This window comes from Stieleria maiorica, assembly GCF_008035925.1.
GTDB classification, from domain to species: Bacteria; Planctomycetota; Planctomycetia; order Pirellulales; family Pirellulaceae; genus Stieleria; species Stieleria maiorica.
Map to the genome: position 1 here is coordinate 8206885 of NZ_CP036264.1, position 19602 is coordinate 8226486.

The window sequence follows — 19602 nt, forward strand, 5'->3', positions numbered from 1 at the left end:
TCGTCCAACGTCGACGTCGGAGTGTGCCGAGAATGCCGATTTCGCGGGAATTCTCGTGCCGGAACCGCCTGGAAGGGCCGGTGGCGGATTATCTCATTCCAGCGTTCGCACCGTCATGATCGGCAGGGTCGTCCCCCGAAAAATGGCTGCGTTGACCGTGGAGCACGCATTTATTTGCGGGTTTTTTCGGTCGAACTATACTCGGCTCTCGTTTCTCGACCGTCCTCCAGGTCGAGGAGCGACTTGTCATTTTGCCTTGTTTTTTGGGCGGTTTTTTGAACCCGAGATCGCCCGACCCACAACACGATTGTCCACCCCACCGGCCGGTCTGCCGCATCAAGCTTCTGCTCGACGTACGCAGCAACGCCCCCATGAAGGTCTGGTCTATGACTTCGCGTGAGCGAAAGAACTCAACGTCCAACAGTGCTCCCCAGGACGTCATCGAGTCGAACATCATTGAGTCACGTTCTGCCGCATCCGTTGTTTCCGGTCGAAGCAAAAAACGACGTTCGTCCAAGCCGCGTGAGTTGCGGCGACGTCAGTTGTTCGAATCACTCGAACAGCGTCAGTTGCTGGCCGGTCCGCAATTGATCGGGATTCAGCCCAATGAGGGTGAATTGATCGTCGACGGGACCGTGCGTGACACCGCCCCGCGGTCGCTGACGTTCCGATTTGACGAGAACCAGCAGATCGATCCGGCCACGTTGGGCGCGATTCAAATCACCCGCGACGGCCCGGACGACCAATTCGGAACGGCAGACGATGTCCGGATCCAGCCCGGATCGGTCTCGCTGGGCGCTCTGGCGGACAACGAAGTCGTGGTTCGGTTCGCCGACTCGTTGCCCGATGACAGCTACCGGATTGATGTGTTCGGCTTCGATGCTCCGACAAGTGGCATCGTCGGGTTGCGTAACGTGCAAGGCGAATTGTTGGTCGCTCGGGACGGGGTGGGAGACGCCGAGCACATCAATTTCGAATTGAACCTGGGGGCCAGGGTCGAAGCCGTCGTGCCGCAACCGGTTGTGCGGCTTGATGGGGGCACGTTGCAGCAACGGCGCGATGAGATCTTGGTCTACTTCAACGACGACGAGTTGTTTGTCGAAAACGATCCCGCCACCGGGTTGCCGACGGAGCGATCGGCAGAGAACCCGCGGTTTTATCAGTTGTTGTTGACCGAAGAAACGGTTCGAACGACCGACGACACGATCTATCAGCCCAACCGAGTCATCTACGACGCGCCGACGAACACGGCGCGATTGATCTTTGACGACGACCTGAATCTGTTGCCCGGCGTGCCGCTGGAGGGCGGGACGTTCCGATTGCGGATCGGAACCGCGGTCGATCAGGCGGAAGATCTGATCATCCAGCCGACCGAATTGAACGTCGTTCCGCGGGTTTCCAGCAATCTGGGCGCCGCGTCGGACCTGCAAGTGCAGTGGGTTTCCAAGGTGTTCGGTGAAGCCAGCGGCAATCGGCTGATCCATTTCACCAACAGCGGAGCGGGTGGGCTGAGCGTCTCGATCGACCCGGCAACCGACGACATCGTGTACGACTTTGGCGGGACCACGGTGACGGTTGCGCAGCTCCGAAATGTCACGCAAAACACGCCCTCGGTGGACGCCGTCGTTTCGATCTCGTTCTCCCGCGGCGGCGTTGCGGGTTCCGGCGGCGGCCTGGTCGTTCCGGCGACATTGGCCAACGGGGCCCCGCTGCAGTTGGCCGCGGTCGGCGACACGTTGACCACGGCGACCGACATCGGCGTGTTCGGACAATCCAGCGGTCAGCTGTTGTCCAGCTTGTTGATTTCAGAATCGATCGACCCGCTGCCGTATGGGATTCAATTGCCCGGCGCGCAAACGGATCCGGGGCGAGCCGATTCCAATGGGGCGTTGGCAGAGAACATCAACGACCGTTTCGGTCCCGATTCGACCGACGGGATCACCGAAATCGAATACAACTTCCAAGGCATCTTCTCCGGCGGCGTGGGCACCGGAATCCCCGCCCAGTTGAACAACATCACGGCGATCCAAAAACGCCGCGTTCGAGAAGCCATTTCTCTGTGGTCGCAGTACCTGGGCGTGCAGTTCCGCGAGACCAAGGATTCGGGAATCACCTTCGCACTCGGGACGCCGAGTGAATTGACCGCCGCGGCGGGGACGGAAATCCGTTCGATCCCCGTTCTCGATGCCGATTTGCGGATCGATCCGACCTTCGCCGAATCGGCGATGGTGTTCAGCAACCAAGCCCACTTTGACCTGAACTACGGCGAGGACTTTTTCCGCAAGGCGATGACCGGAATCGGGTTCTTGTTGGGGCTGGAACAAAACAACGACGTCACCGTCCAGACCCTGATGGCCCTGGACCCGGATTTCCTGAATCAAACCATCGACCCCACGGCGTTTATTTCGCCGATCGATCCCTTCATCCCTGTCCAAACCTCGTTGCAACAGACCATCAATCCGGCGATCGATTCGCTGACGATTGATGACCCGCTTCCCAATGCCCTGGAAGGCGACGAGCCGATTTTCCCCGGCCGGTCGGACATCTTGCACGGCCAGTTGCTGCATCGTCCGGACAGCGTCGACGTCGACCTGTACCGCTTCGAAGTTGCACTCGACGCGGGCCGCGAGTTCGGAACGTTGACCGTCGAGACGTTCGCCGAGCGACTGCCCGATTCCAGCTTGCTCGACACGTCGCTGACGCTGTTTCAAGACGTCTCGGCATCGGCAACGAGCAACTTGGGCCTCGGGTCCGCGGTGACGGTTCAAATCGATTCGCAGTTGCCCGGCGATCTGGGGAACCGTTCGCGAATCGAGTTCATCCAATCGGACCGAGTCGTCGGTGATACCGCCGTCAAGATCGGCCGGCTGACGAGCGCCAACGGTGAACTGGTCGAAAACGCGATCCGTGTCGATCTGCCGCGTCGCGGTGCGAACGTCAATCGGGTCACCGTCGGTCAAGTCATCAACGCGATCAACAACAATGCGTTCGCCGCCTCGCTGTTCAGCGTTTCGCTGGTCGAAGGCGACATCAACGCCAACGTGATCGATTCTTCACTGGGAAGTTTTTCTCCGATCCGGTTGTCCGGCGGCGGAACGGTCGCGCTGACGCGCAACGATGATTACTTCAGCAGCGACTCGTTGATGACCGCCAAACTTGCCAACGGTGTGTACTACATCGGGGTCGCGGCCAGCGGGAATGACCAATACAACCCGACAGTCGCGGGCAGTGGATTCGGTGGACGGACCCAGGGCGACTACGAATTGCTGGTCAAGTTCGAACCGCAGGTCAGCCGCAACGACGTGATCCGTGACTTGGATTCGGACCGCGTCGGCGTGCCCGGAACCGCGCTCGACGGCGATTTGGACGGCAAACCGTCCGGCGTCAACAATTTCTGGTTCCAAACACGTCCGCTGGATCGGATCCTGAATGTCGTGTCGGACGGCAGCGGGATCGTTGCCGGTCAGACGATCACCATTCGCGGCGCGGACAACTCCGTGCGGACGTTCGAATTCGTCCCGGTCGGTCAATCGGCACAGCCGGGCAACATCGCGGTTCGATTCAGTGCGGTCAACGCCATCGCCGACATCGCGGTGAACCTGGCGTCGGTCATCAGTGCCAACGGTGGCGCGCTCGGTGTCAGCGCGAGCCCGCAGGTCGACACGAGCGATCCTTTGGCCCCCGCGCAAATTTTCTTGACCGGGGAACGGTCGATCCAATTCAGCCCGGTCTTCCAGGGCATCGAAGCTTTGGGGCGGACGTTGTTCGTTGACAAGGTGGCCAGCGTGGTTGCCGACGGGAGTCTGGATCAGCCCTTCAATAACATCGCCGGTGCGGCGGGACTGGGCGCGTTTTCGGCCACCTTGCCGGGCGACATCGTTCGCATCGTCGGAAACGGCGGTCAAGACAACGACATCACCACGCTCGGGGACAACTTTGCCTATCAGGTCGGTTTGACCGAGATCAACGGCGGCATTCTGCCGGACGGACGCCATCTGGATGTCCCCCGAGGCGTGACCACGATGATCGACGCCGGGGCGGCGTTCAAACTCCGCGGTGCGACGCTCAGCGTGGGCAGCAACAACCTGCTCAGCAATCGCAACGGTGGAGCGCTCCAGGTGCTCGGGACGCCGACGTTGTTGCAGGTTTCCGATCCCAGCCCGCTCGGCGCGGCAAACTTCGATTCCGGACTGGTCGATTTGAATGCCTCGGGCAACGTGGTGTTCACCAGCACCCGTGATCGTTCGGTCGATTTTACGGCATCGGGCAATAGTCCCCAGCCGGCCGAGGGCAACTGGGGTGGAATCATCTTCCGCAGCGATTTCGACCGCAGCGAGGGCCGCCCCAACCTGGAAGACGAGGGGATCTTCTTGCAGGTCGTCAATCATGCGGACATTCGCTACGGCGGCGGCAGCAACATCCTGATCAATTCGGTTCAGCAGACGGTCAACCCGATTCAGATCGTCGATTTGCGACCGACGGTGACGTTCAACCGATTGACCAACAACGCCAGCGCGGCGATGAGTGCCTCGCCCGATGCGTTCCTGGAGACCCGCTTCCAGGAGCCGAAGTTCCAACAGGCCGGAACGTTCACGGCCGACTACAGCCGGATCGGTCCGGACATCAAGCAGAACTTGGTGATCGACAACAGCATCAACGGCCTGTTCATTCGCACGATCACCCAGATCGGTCAACCGGCGCGCCCGATCACCGTTGCCGCACACATCGATGACGTGGACATCGTCCACTACATCGCCGAAAACGTGGTGATCGCCGGCCAACCCGGTGGCCCGATCCAAGACGGATTCGTTCCCAATTCCTCGTCGGTCTCGCTCAACGCGACCGGCGGCGGCTCGCTGCCGGTTGGAACGTTCGACTATCGCGTCACCTTTGTCGATCGATCCGGATTCGAATCGTTGGCGAGTGCTCCGACGATCAGCGTGACGACGACCGCCAGCGCGCGTCAGGTTCAAGTGTTGAACTTGCCGTTGATCACCAGCGGCTCGGATTATGTCACGCGTCGGCTGTACCGATTGGACCCCGTCGATGGCGCGTATCGGCTGGTGACCGAACTGAACCGTTCGTCGTCGTCGTTTGTCGACGACGGTTCGACGTCCGGTGGCGCGGCGTTGGACTTGAGCCGAGCGGGGATACGCGGTCGGCTGAACGGATCATTGGTCGTGGACCCGAACACGGTGGTCAAATTCCGTGGCGCCCGGATCGAACTCGATCACGGAACCCAACTGTTGGCCGAAGGTGTCAGCGGTCAGCGCGTCGTCTTTACCAGTGCCCTGGACGACCGATTCGGGGCGGGCGGATCCTTCGACACCAACAAGGATGCCGGCACACCGGGCGGCGGAGCGGACCCGCAGCGTGGCGATTGGTCGGGCATCTATGCCGGTCCGACGGCCAATGTCAGTCTGGACAACGCGATCGTGGCCTACGGCGGCGGCGTCAGTTTGATCGAAGGCGGACAAAGTCGTGGATTCGCCGCGTTGGAACTGCAGCAGGCCACTGCCCGCGTGACCAACACCCGTTTCGAATACAACGACAACGCACAAGATGGCTCCGGCCCGGTCGGGCGAAACGGTCGGCTGGCGATCACGCCGGCAACCATCTACGCGCGATTCACACAACCGGTGATTGCCGGCAACGACTTCGTGGACAACCACGGAGCGATCATCGATATCGATCTCGCGTCGATGACCGACGAGCTGATCGTCGATTCGGGACGCCAAACCGGTGCGATCGATCTGCTGTCCGGATTCGGCGATAACCATGGCCCGCTGATCCGCGACAACACCAGCGACAGCGAACCGGGTGACGTCGACGGCAGCCGTCAGCTGAATGGTCTGCGGATTCGCGGCGGTGAAATCACCGGCGGGACCGTGTTCGACGACACCGACATGGCACACGTGTTGTACGAGTCCGTGATCGTCGGCAATCTCGTCTCAACGGCGGGCTTGACGCTCAAGAGCCGGCCGGATGAAAGTCTGGTCGTCAAGTTTGCCGGACGTGGAACTCCCAACAGTGCGACCGCCGGAACCGGGATCACCGCGACGGGGTCGACCGCGGATATCGATGACCGCATCGGCGGAACCGTGCACATCATCGGGCTTCCCGGAGCACCGGTCGTCCTGACCAGCTTGAAAGACGACTCGGTCGGCGCCGGGCGTCGTTCCGACGGCACCGCGCAAACGGACACCAACGGTGATGGATTCGGAAGCCGGCCCGACAGCAACGATTGGCGGAGCGTGCTTCTGGATGGGTTCAGCAACGACCGCAACGTCGCGGTTCTGCTGGAAGAGGAATTGACCACCACCGCGCCTCCGGGACGCAACGCTTCGGTCCAGAACGCACAGATCCTGGGCGACCTGGCCGATCGGCTGACCGCCAGTGACGACCAATTGCGTCTCGGTTTTGAAGTCGACGGCTACATCAGCGCGCCGGGCGACATCGATACCTACGGCTTCACCGCGTCGGGGGGCACGCAGATCTGGATCGATGTGGATCAGACCTCGCTCGGTTTGGACACCATGATCGAATTGGTCGACGATCACGGGAACGTCATCGCTCGGTCGGACAACAGTTTCCAAGAGGTCGAAGATCCCTCCCAGCTCGATCTCCTGGCCCCAGGTGTCCTCGCCGGCGGCCTGGGCAATCAGGACAACCCACAGATCAAACGTTGGGAAAACGGCACCTATTACGACGTCGGATCGACGAACCTGAGCGACGCCGGATTGCGCGTCACCTTGCCGGGCGTTGTTGGCACGCGAAGTGACTACTACATCCGGATTCGGGGGGCGTCTGTCGATCCCGATGACATCGCCGGCGGATCCAGCAGCGGTTCCTACCGATTCCAATTGCGTTTGCAAGAAGATCAGGAGTTCCCCGGCAGTGTCGTGCGGCACGCCGACATCCGCTATGCCAATCACGGCATTCATGTCCAAGCGCTCCCGGGCTCCTCGCCGCTGTTGGGCGAGGCACAGGAGAACGAAGCGGCCGATCCGTATTCGCAAGCGGCGCGGGATGAAATTGACCTGAGCACCGGTGGCTTGCCGATCGCGGGCGGATACGGCATCGACGGCGAACCCCGTTACGGCACCGACTTGTACGCCAGCAACGACCAGATCAACGGCGGGTTCTACGGTCCACAAGACCTGCTCAATCCGACCGTGCTGAACTCTCGGCCGCAGAACCTGGGCGATCTGATCGAGACCAAGACCGGGACGATCAGCGTCGGCGGTCAGCTGGCCGACGTTTCCGACGTCGACTTCTACCAATTGGACATCGATCGCGACGGATCGCTGACGGACCTGCGACGATCGACGACGTTTGACATCGATTACGCCGCCGGGTTCGATCGACCCGACACCAACCTGAGCGTGTTCTATTCGCCCACGGGCAACCCCAATCAGGCCCGGTTGGTCTTGTTCGGCGAAAACAGCAACGTGTTGGACGACCAGTCCAGTCCGCTCAGCACAGAACTGATCGGAGAACTGTTGGAGCGTGGATCGATCAGCGAAAGTGATCCATTGATCGGTCCGGTGGCACTGCCGGCGGGAAGCTATTTTATCGCCGTGACCGAAAGCGGCCGTGTGCCGACGGAATTGATCGACAATCCGCGCGTCCGTCGAACGCCCGTCGATTCGGGTGTGCGAATCTTCGATGACCACATCGAAGTCATCGGTGGCGCGACGGCCGAAGCGCCGCGCGAGTTGGAGTTCGTTGCGACTGCCAGCGGCGGATGGTCGATCACGACCAATCGCGACGTCGATCTGGGGCACGACCGTCCCAGAACGTTGTCCACGTTGACCAGCGATGATGGCGCCGAAACGGTGCCGGCGGTGCCGACGATTCCTGTGACGGGTTTCAATACGGTCTTCAATTCCGATTTCTCGATGACCAATTCCGACGACGGCACCAATTCAGGTGACCCCGTCGTCGGCATCGAAGCGGATGACTTCGTGGCCGATCGGATCGTTCTGGCATTCCAACCAGGGGTCTCGGTCGTCCAGCGAAATCAAATCCTGAATCAGAACGGATTGGAACTGTCCAAAGAATTCGATTCGATCGATGCGATCGTCGTCAAAACCCAGCCGGGGGCGGATATCCCCGCCGAGGTCAGTCGTTTGTCGCAACTGCCCGAAGTCAAGTACGCCGAGCCCGACTTCCTGTACACCACCTCGCTGGTCCCCAATGACCCGTTGTATCCTTCGATGTGGGGTCTGGATAACACCGGGCAGACCGGCGGGACGATCGACGCCGATATCGATGCGCCCGAAGCGTGGGACATCACGCCCGGCAACGCGCAAACCGTCGTCGCGGTGATCGACAGCGGGATCGATCTGACGCATCCCGACCTGGTGGACAACCTGTGGGTCAACCCGGGCGAAATCCCCGGTGACGGTATCGACAACGACAATAACGGCTACATCGACGACATCAACGGACTCGATCCGTTTGACGGCGACAGTGTGCCGCAAGACACGGTCGGACACGGCACCCACGTCTCGGGAACGATTGCCGCGGTCGGTAACAACGCGATCGGGGTGACCGGGGTGAACTGGAACGCCAAGATCATGACGCTGCGTGTCGGCGACGTGAACGGCATTCCCAACACGGCGGTGATCGAAGCCCTCGATTACGTCACGATGATGAAGCGTGACTTCGGGATCAACGTGGTCGTCACCAACAACAGTTACGGCGGGTTCTTCCCCAGTTTTGCGATGCGTGACGCGATCCTGGTCAACACCAACGAGGGGATTCCGTTCGTCGCAGCGGCCGGCAACAGTGGGCTCAACAACGACCAATTCCCCGCGTATCCGGCCAGCTTTGACCTGCCGGGAATCATTTCGGTGGCAGCCACCGATGACAATGACGACCTGGCCGTGTTCTCAAACTTCGGACTCGGTAGCGTCGATTTGGCGGCTCCCGGGGTCGACATCCTCAGCACGACGTTGGGTGGCGGCTATGGACTCAACAGCGGAACGTCGATGGCGTCGCCGCACGTCGCCGGAGCCGTTTCGATCCTGGCCGGTTTCCAGCCTTCGGCGACCGTCACGGATTTGAAAACCGCGATCATGCAGGGCGCCGATCCGCTGTCCAACTTGACGGGCACTTCGGTTTCGGGGGCTCGGCTGAACCTGTTCGGAGCCTTGGCGAATTTGCCGTCCGGAAGTGTCGGCAACGAATCCTATCACTTTGATCGCAGCGAAGCGGTCGGTCGGATGACGTCCAACGCGTTTGATCTGACCGGATACTCCGCCGCGGATCTGCCCAGGTTCTACTTCGACTACTTCGTGGATCGGGCCGCCGCTGACGATATCAGCGTGCAAGCGTTCAGCAACGAGCAGTCGACGCCGGTGGAACTGGACGTTGATTTGGATGACCCGGCATTGGCCGGCCAGTGGCGCCAAGCGGTGCTGTCGCTCGAGCAGTTCGCCGGCGATACCGGCATCGTGATTGAGTTCATCTACAACACGGATCTGAACGATACGGCCGAAGGTTTGTATCTGGACAACTTTATCGTCGGATTCGCCGAACGCGGGGAAATGGTTTCCGACGCCCTGTTCGGCGAAGCCGACTTCACGACGACGTTCACCGGAACCCCCGGCGAATACCAGTTGGAAATCCGCCCCGGTACCACCTACACGCAGTCGATCCAGGGAGGCATCCTGGTCGAACGCGCCCTGGAAGCGGCGCCAAAACTGATCGACCCGGTCTACCTGAGTGTCCAGGCGGGACGGGCGATCGTTCCCTACGACACGTTCACGATCGACGTGCTCAATACGGTCACGGGAGTCGATGAGACGCTGACGTTCCAATACCAACCGGTGGAAACCGCGCGTCAGGATGCGTCGTTGGTCGATCCGAACGCGGTCCCCGTTCCGTTCGCCCGCAACGATACTCAGACGGGCATCGTCAACCGAGTGGTCATCGCGATTCGCGGTCTGACCGATTACGCGTTCTTTAGGGTCAACGCGGAGAATATCGAGCTGACCGAGTCGTTCGACACCAACGATCGCCACGGTGACGATTTGACGCTGATCGCTCCCGCCGGCAGCCAACTCAGCGAAGGCGATACGTTCCGGTTGGGCGACGGAAGCCGCACCCGTACGTTTGAATTCAGCACCGATTCGGTGGTCAGCTTCGGGAACATCCGTGTGCCGTTCTCTCCGGGTGACTCCGCCGCACAGGTCGCGCGTCGCATCATCGAAGTGATCAACTCCGGCGTCGTTCAGGGCAGCTTGCAACTCCGTGCGTCAACCGTTTCGGGCGAGTGGGACTTCAACAATCCCACGGCGCCGGATCCGGTACCCACCGACGCCAGGATCGCGCTGCACGGCTCTGCGGCGGGCAACTTCCATGCGGTGCAAGGCATTAGCGATGCCCCGCAACCGGGAACGCCGCTGCCGGTCGGCGACGACGGCTCGCTGATCCTCTCTGCCATCTTCCGCGACAGTGTGGGAGACCGGAATACCGTACGTACGCAGGGGCAAGTGATCGTCGAGAACAACCAGATCACCGAAGTCCACGCGATCGGCATCTGGAGCGACCCCGGATTCCGTGGCACCGATCCCGAAGACAACCGGTCACCGGATTTCGTGCCCGCTCCGACCGGCAACAACTTCATCGACATGCCGCCGGTGGGCAACACGCAACTGGGCGGCGTGATCAACTTCCCGGAACTCAACGATTCGGTCCCGGGCGGATTGGCGCCCGGACTGGTGGCCCAAAACAACATCATCGACCAGGCCGGTTACACGGGCATCAAGGTCGACGGCGAAACCCGGCCGCTGGTCATCGAGTGGAACAATATCATTTGGACCTACTTGAGTGGCGGAACCGAGATGCCCAACCGTGGTGACATCATGGTTCCCGATGGATTCACGTTTGCCATCGACGCCGGCGGAACGCGAGTGGTCTTTGAATTCGAGGACATCGGTGGAACGCCGGTCAACTTCGGCGGCAGCGGAGCGGCCGGTGGTGACGGATTCGTCGACGGTCACGTTCCGGTTTATTACCGGCTCGGTGGTGGTCCGACCTACAACCCTGCTTTGCCCGATCCGGTTCGAAATGTCGGATACACCAGCCATGAAATGATGATGGCGATCTACGAGGCGATCCAGGGCAGCATTCTGGTCACCAATGATCTGGTCGAACTGGTGCGTCCGACGCTCGGCCCGTCGTTGACAACCTTCGATGCGCCGCTCGTTCAGGCGGAAGATCTGGATACCCTGTTGCGTCCCCAGATCATCGACCCGAACTACTTGGACTTCTTCACCCCGGCGATCTATCTGGAAGGTGCGACGGCCATCTACACTTCGGCTGCGTTCACCAAACAGAATCGTCCGATCATGCTGAACTTGGAGCGAAGCAGTTTCACCGGTCCGCTGGAGATCGACACGATCTTCAATTTCCAAACCGGTGAAACGAGCAACACCGCGGCGGCGATGATGCCGATCGCCGAAGCTCCGCAACCGCTCGCCAAACTGATCAACAACACCATCCGAGGATCAGACGGTACCGAGGGTGCGATTCTTGAAGACGGCTCGCTCTCTCCCGCGGTGGGTGCGGCGACCGACGAACCCAATGACGTCATCGCCAATGCGGTCGATACCAAGTTGGAAGTCAGTCATCGCGGTGGTTTCTTTAGCGACGGCACGATCGGTGACAACAACAACTTCTTGACCGCCGATCAAGACGTCGACTTCTTCAAGGTCGAATTGGCAGTGGGCGATCGGCTGATCGTCGACATCGATACGCTTGTCGACGGACCGGCCACCCAGTTGCGTGTCTTCGACGCGACGGGAACCCAGGTCGCCATCGGTGAAAACGGGGCCCTGGCGACTCACCTGAAACCCGGTTCGACGGTCGAGTTCCCGCTGACCGATAACGCCAACGCACGGGACGGGTTCATCGATTTCACGGCCCTGGAAAAAGGCACCTACTACGTGGGTGTCAGCAGCGCCGGCAATGAGACGTATGAAGCCAAAAGCTTGACCGAACGCACCACCGGGCTGGGCGGAACGGGCGACTACAGCCTGGGAATCGACGTGCTGGCACCGAAGTCGTTCGTGTTCTCGCTGGACAATCACCCGATCGGCCCGTTCGGCAACGAGGACATCAGCGGCAACATCAACGGCACGCAAGGAGAGGGCGGTCCCGCCGGTGCCGGCAGTCTGGTCGGAACGACGTTCACGATTTCCCAGATTCCCGATTACCAGGTGCCGACGCGAACGGGAGATGCCTACGCGGGCGTGGTTCCCGATGGAAACCGCGTGACGTTCGAATTCACCAACGGTGTCAACAGCATCGTTCTGAACAACGGCAACATCAACGTCCCGATCTTTTCGACCAGCTTCCTGGGCGCGGGCGGATTCCGAGTTCCTGACATCATGCGGTCGATCGCCAATGCCATCAACGGCTACTTGAACAACCCGGCGATGCCCAACCACGAAGTGGGGAACGGGCCGGACGGTCGCGATGGCCCCGTCACACGGGTCGAGGCCCAGGCGCTCGGCGGCACCTATGGCGATAACATCGGCATCAACAACATGATCCGGCAAAGCGGGTGCGACCTGTTCCTGAACATCGACGCATGCCCGTACGGAATCTTCGGATCGATCGACTTTACGACCGGATTCGGGCACGACCGTCGCGAAAGCGGATCGCTTGACATCGTTCCCAACGGCACGTTCACCGATTCCCGCGGAACGAACGAGTTGTACGTGTTGATCGATAACGCGGCGAAAATCGAGTTGAGCCCCGAGGCGCGTGCGGCGGGTCTGAAACTCGGCCCGGACAACTCGCGTTTGGCCAACGGCGACTTGCGGAATTCGGAGTTTGCGACCGAATCCGATCAACTGTTGGCCGAACAAGGGATTTATGTCGGCAGTGGTGTCAGCGCATCGATCCTGAACAACGTTGTCGTCAACACTCACCAGAGCATGGTGAAAGAGGAATCCAGCGTGTTCGGATTCGGCGGCCGGATCGACGCGCAGAATCCGGACATCAGTATCAAGCAAGGCAACGTGGTTGCTGCGGGTAACGCGTTCCAGTACGACGACTATCGCAACACCCAAATGCGATCGGACATCTCGTGGTGGGTCGGGGTCGGCGGCACGGTCAACCGCAACCAGTCGCTGGACACCAGTCTTTCGACCGATCTGCGGACGGGACCAAGCAACATCGCCGGTGGCAATTCGGACTTCAACTTCGTCGTCCAGCAACCGGGAACCCCGGGGCAAACGCCGGGGAACTTCATCACCTTCATCGGCGATGACGTTCTCGAAGACGGTGCTGCGGGGCGGTTCACTCCGGCGCTGAATTCGTCGATCATCGATAGCGCCGTCGACTCGCTTGATCCGAACGTCGATCTGTTCACGCTGAATTCGCTGTTGGGAATCCCGACCCGGTCGATCAATGCACCGAAACGCGATTTCTCCGGACAATTGCGTGCCGACGAACCCACCCAGGCGCCTCCGGGAGGCATCGGGGCGGACGTCTTCAAGGACCGTGGTGCACTGGACCGTGCCGATTTCGTCGGTCCCACCGCGACGTTGGATTCACCACAGGACAATGATTTCGCCGGACGGGATACCGACCCGGCGACCAGTTTCGTCAACCGTAAAACGGGCGTGTTCACCGAGTTCCGAATTCTGGTTCAAGACCTCGGGGATGATTCTAACCCGTTTGTCGGTTCGGGAATCGACAACGACACGATCGTCGTTTCGCCGATCGACGGACTGCGCAATCCCGGGGCGAACCTGACGTTGTTCGAAAACGGCAATCTGCTGGTCGAAGGCATCGATTACACGTTCAGCTTCGACGAAACCGGCGGCGTGATCACGCTGAAACCGCTGGCCGGCGTTTGGCGAAATGATCGTTCGTATCGGATTGAGTTGAATAACCGCGACCGTACCGTGCTGATCGCTCCGGATTCATCCTCGGTCACCGACGGCGACCAGCTTTCGGTCGTCGACAGCAATGGCGGCACGGTGATCTTCGAGTTCGAGTCGGGCTACTTGATGCATTTGCCCGAAGCACTGACGTTGGAAGTGCCGCGTCAGGGCACCAACCAGGGCGGTTTGATCGATGGCGGAGTCTTCTCGATCGGTGACGGCGTCAACCCCGACATCATTTTCGAGTTCGATTCCAACGGGACCACCGTTCCGGGCAGTGTCCCGGTCACGCTGCCCGCGACGGCCACACCCGTCGACGAAACGCAACGCCAACTGTTCCTGGAATCGATCGCCGAAAACATTCGCGTGGCCATCCAGGGCGTGATCGACAATCCCGGATTGCTGTTGGACGTCGACGTCCGTACCGACGGATCCAAAGTGATTCTCAGCAGCGAGCCGGGCACGCGGGTCGATGTGTCGACCAGCGGTTTGGTCGCCGCCGCCAGAACACTCGGGTTGCAAGTGCCGTTGGCCGGAGCGGATGTGGGCGGCGTCATTGTCGGCGAAACCTTCGTGGTCGACGACGGCAACACGACCCAAACGTTCCAGTTTGTCGATGCCACCAACCCGGCGCCGGCCGGTGTGGTCGGTGTGGACATCAGCCCTGTGACCGGCAACACGCCACTCAATTCCAACGAAGTGGCCGCCGCGATCCTGGCATCGATCAACGCTTCGAGCCTGAGCCTGACCCCCGAGATCATCGGCCGCACGGTGTACTTGGATCTGCCGGTCGATGGTTCGGCGGATGTTCCGTCGGGTCGACTGCGCGTGATCGGCATCAGCCGCACCGCAGGTGACGGGGACCTGATCCGAATCACGCCCACCGATGGCAGCCCCCAAGTCGTGTTCGAAATCAACCGAACCGACGAGCGTCAGGGCGGGCTGATCGTCGATGACGGCGTCGATCCGAACAGCCCGACCAACATTCCGATCAACATCACGCGAGATGTCACGGCCGATCAACTGGCCGGAATCATCGAAGCGGCGATCGAAAACGAACTCGGCGCCAACCCGATCGCCGGGCTTCCGATCAGCGATATCCGCGCGGTCGGGCAAGGCATCTTGCGGATCGGCGGGGAAGAAGGCTTGGGGCTCGCCGTGACCGGCAACAGCCTGGAAGTGACCGGGACGCCCAGCGTGACCGGTGCGTCGACGTTGGAGGTGTTCGGCCCGCTGTTGATGGAAGTTCCGTTCACCGCGCCCAACGACGGTGACACCTTCACGGTGGTCGATGCCAACGGAGCCATCGTCCCGTTCGAATTTGATTCCAACAGTATTTTGCTGGATCCCACCGCACAACGAATCGTCTTCACCAGGTTTGATGATCAAGTGGCGGTCGCCACCGCGATCACAACGGCGATCAATGCGGCCGGCATCGGTGTCACCGCGACCTATCTGGGTGGCGGCGACATTTCGCTGGGCAAGATCGCTCAAAGCCGAGTCGATACGTCGACCTCGGCCCTGACGACACGACGCGGAATCGTTGCCGACGGTGAATTCATCACCATCACGCAAGGCTCGGTGAGTGTCCGCTATGAGTTCGAATCGATCAGCAACGGCGGCGGTGTTCGCAGCGGGGCGATCCCCGTTCCGTTCCAACCCGGCAGCACGACGCTGGATGTCGCCAACAGCTTGGCGGCCGCCATCAGCAGCAACCGGGGTGGATTGGTCTTCACCGACGATCCCGCGGTCACGCCACAAGGCCTGGTCGCGCTCAATGACGTTCCGGGCACGTTGATCGATGTGGCGACGGCTCCTTCTCTGATCCTGGGCGGCGTCCCCGGCGGGGCGGTGGCGGTCAACTTCTCGCCGGCCGATTCCAAGTTCGACATCAACCAGGCCCTGCTCAACGCGATCAATTCGATCGGATCGGGATCGACCCTGTTTGCCACCGATCGCGGCGGAGCGACGTTGTTCGTCGAAAACGGCCGGTTGTTCGAAGGGGTGTTGGATTCATACTTCTTGCCGGCGATCAAGGACGTCAGCGGCAACACGTTGATGCCCAACCGCGAAGACAACACCACGCAGTTCACGCTGCTGTTGCCGACGGTCGCCTTGGATTACGGCGATGCGCCCGATCCACGCGATCTGATTCCCGGACGTTATGCCTCCTTGCTGCTGAACGATGGTGCACGGCACGTCGTCACGCCCGATCTGAAACTCGGCTCGCGGGTCGATTCGGAGCCGGATGCCCAAGTCACCGGCAACGCCGATGGCGACGATCTGGTGGTGTCCATCTCGACGTTCCCGGTCAACGGAGGACTGTTCGGAGCGTTGAAGGGCAACGGTTTCGCAGAGATCCAAGTGCTCTCGAGTGTCGATCCGCTGACGCGTGACGGCGACATGGTCACGCTGACGTTGGCCGACCGAACGGTCACGATCGAATTTGATATCGACGGGATCTTCGCCGAGCAGAACTTCGCCATCACGCCGACCGACCCGACGTCGACCGCCTCGATCGCCGAAGCGGTTGCCGCGGCGATCCGGCAGACGGGACTCGATGCGGGCGAATTGGAAGTCATCGGTGATCGCGTGATCGTCTACAGCGACGACGAAGACGGCGTCTCCTTTGCCAGCGAATTCAACCCCAACGGAAACCTGAGCAAGGGGATTCCGACACCGATCAGCGTCACCGTGACCGGAGGGGGACACCTGCAAGGTTGGATCGACTTCAACGCCGACGGCGACTGGGACGATCCGGGCGAGCAGATCATCGGTGCGTCGACGCCGGGATCGGTGTTCAGCGACATCGGATCGCCGGTGACCCGCGTCTTCAACGTCACCGTGCCGCCGTTCGCCTCGCCGCCACCGGAGTCGGTGACGACGTACGCCCGCTTCCGCGTGTCGCGCGAAGGCGGACTGCAACCCGACGGTTTGGCGCTCAGCGGTGAAGTGGAAGATTACAGTGTCTTGCTGGTCCCCGGATCGGCGCCCACGATCCCCGCGGCCCAACGCAACCCGATTTACACCGCCCAGGAAGACGGTTCGCTGTTGGTGTTGGACGAGGACGGTTCGTCCACGACGACGCCGACCGATGACGGGCTGCTGCGTGGCATCTTTGATCCCGACGGCGACCCGGTGGCGATCTATCGCGGCGATGTCGGCGTTCGAGACCTGTTCACCGACTCGGGAGAGAAGGCCGGTGAATTGGATCTGGCCGCCAACGGCACGTTCACCTTCATCCCCGAGCCCGACTTCAACGGCCAAGTTTCCTTCACGGCGCTGGTCACCGACGTCAAACCGGGCGCACCGGGAACGGAGTTGGTCAACCCGAATCCGCTGACGGTGACGATCGATGTCGCCGCGGTCAACGACAAACCGTTTGCCACCGTTTCGGACGTGACCACCAACGTCACGATCGATGAGGACCAGGTCACGATCTTCACCGCGGAGGACCTGATCGATCCGTTCTACCTGCCGGGACCGGCCAACGAATCGGATCAAGTCTTGATCTTCCAGTCGGTGTCCAGCCCGGTCTTCGGCGACTCGGTTTCCTCGCTCGGCGGAATCCTGGAAATCCTGGCCGACGGGCGAAGCGTGCGTTACACACCGCCGCAAGATTACAACGGCACCGCGCCGGATACCTTCAACTTCGTCGTTGCCGATGTGCTGCAAGGAAGTTTGATCACTCAGTCGGCGGATAAACCGGGGACGGTTTCGATCACGATCAACGCGGTCAATGACCCGCCGATCGCCAACCCCGATTTCTTCCTCGATGCCCAAGAGGACACCAATTACTCCATCGCCATTCGTGGCGGCGGATCGATCGTGGGGATCTTGGACAACGATTCCGCCGGACCGGCCAATGAGGTTCCACCGCTCGGAAACCAAACGATCACGCTGCCGTTGGATCAGTTCAACGGCGGGCTGAGCACCCAACGCGGTGGGGTCGTTCGCCACGTCAACGGACAACTGGTTTACACGCCGCCGGGACTGTACAGCGGTCCGGACGGTTTCACCTATCGAATCGTCGACAGCGAAGGTGCCGAAGCATTCGGTGCGGTCACGATCCGAGTCGGCGGCGAAAACAACACGCCCCGATTCGAAGGCATCAACGGCGAAAAGGATCTCAATGGGAACCCCGTCGACACGATCACGTTGGCCGAAAGCAAGCCGAATGACGCGACCGAGGTCTACGTGCTCGATACCTGGTTCTCCGATCCGGAAAACGACAACCTGGCGTACTCCGTGACCAGCAGCAACAGCCAAGTGGTGGCCGCTGCGGTCGACAACGGTTCGCTGACGTTGACCCAAACCGCGTACGCCTTCGGTAACGTGCTGTTGACGATCCAAGTCAGCGACCTGGACGAAAACAACCAGCCCAAATCGACGATCACCGAAACGGTGACGATCAGCATCGCCAACGAAAATGACCCGCCGGAGTTGCTGGACGATCTGGGAACGGTCACCGCGATGGAGGGCGATCAGGTCACGCTGCAACTGACCCGACCGACGCGAGACGGTGTCGGGGCATTCTTCGATCCCGATGGCGATACGCTGACCTATCGCGTGGTGCGAATCGGTGACACGCGTTACACCACCGATCCGCCCGCCGAACCGCATCCGTTGATCGACACGATCTCGACCGCGGGCGGTCAGTTGACGATCAACCTGGACTCCGATGCCAGTGGGTTCGTCGAGATCGAAATCGAAGCGGCCGATTCGGAATCGCTGATCCGCGATGTGTTGACGTTGAACGTGTTGCCGGTTCCCGACGCTCCGGTCGCGACCGACGATGCCTACAACGTCGCGATCGGTGCGACGTTGCGAGTGCTCAATCCGAACAACGGCTTGCTCCGCAACGACTTCGACGCCGACAACGACCCGATTACCGTGGACCTGGCCACCGTGACTCAACCGTCACGCGGGACCTTGGAAATCAACGCCGACGGCACCTTCGTCTACACCAGCATCGGCGGAACGATCGGTCAAACCGACTCCTTCACCTATCGCGTGATGGATCATCCGGCCAGCGGTTCATCCCGGTTCAGCGAGTTCCGAACGGTGACGTTGACGCTCAGTCAGTCGCAGTACCAGAACCCGATCGCCGGACGCGCCGCCGACGTCACCGCCGACGGATTCGTCACCCCGATCGATGCCCTGCGGATCATCAACTTGCTGGCCCGCCGCAATCCGCCGACCGGGGCATTGCCGGTTTCGGAAATCGGTACCGCGCCGCCGGACTTCTATGACGTCGACGGCAACGGAGAGATCTCGCCCAACGACGCGTTGGTGGTGATTAACACGTTGGCGTTGATGCAAAACGCCGGTGGCGAAGGCGAAGGATTGGCGGGCGGAGCCTCGGCAACGGCCTTTGCCGCTCCGAGTTCCGATTTCCTGCCCACCGCCGACCGCGTTGCCGCGCCGATCGTACCGCAAACCGAACCGGCCATGACGGTGACCGAGTCGACCGACGCCCTGTTGACCGCGGGTCTGCAGATCGAATCGGTTAACCTGGACGCCGCCGGAAACGCGTTGGCAGACCACACCGCCGGGGAGACCGATGAATCGTCGGTCGACGACGCGTTGGCCGACTGGTTCGCAGAATTGGAGTCGCCGCTTGATCCCTAACCCGCCCCCGATCGGCTTCGGTCCAGGCGGGCGACGCCCGACCACAGGGTGGCCGCCCGACCTG

General features: G+C 61.1%; 1 protein-coding gene. It reads left to right on the plus strand.

Annotated features, from left to right (window positions below; genetic code table 11):
* Positions 1-371: 371 nt before the first annotated feature.
* Positions 372-19538: a S8 family serine peptidase gene (locus tag Mal15_RS27890; protein WP_147870756.1), complete on the plus strand. Its 19167-nt coding sequence runs from the start codon at positions 372-374 to the stop codon at positions 19536-19538.
* Positions 19539-19602 lie beyond the last annotated feature (64 nt).

What these genes read in the sequence shown, in the direction of transcription:
- Mal15_RS27890 (WP_147870756.1), top strand. Translation starts at nt 372, where the DNA reads ATGAAGGTCTGGTCTATGACTTCGCGTGAGCGAAAGAACTCAACGTCC.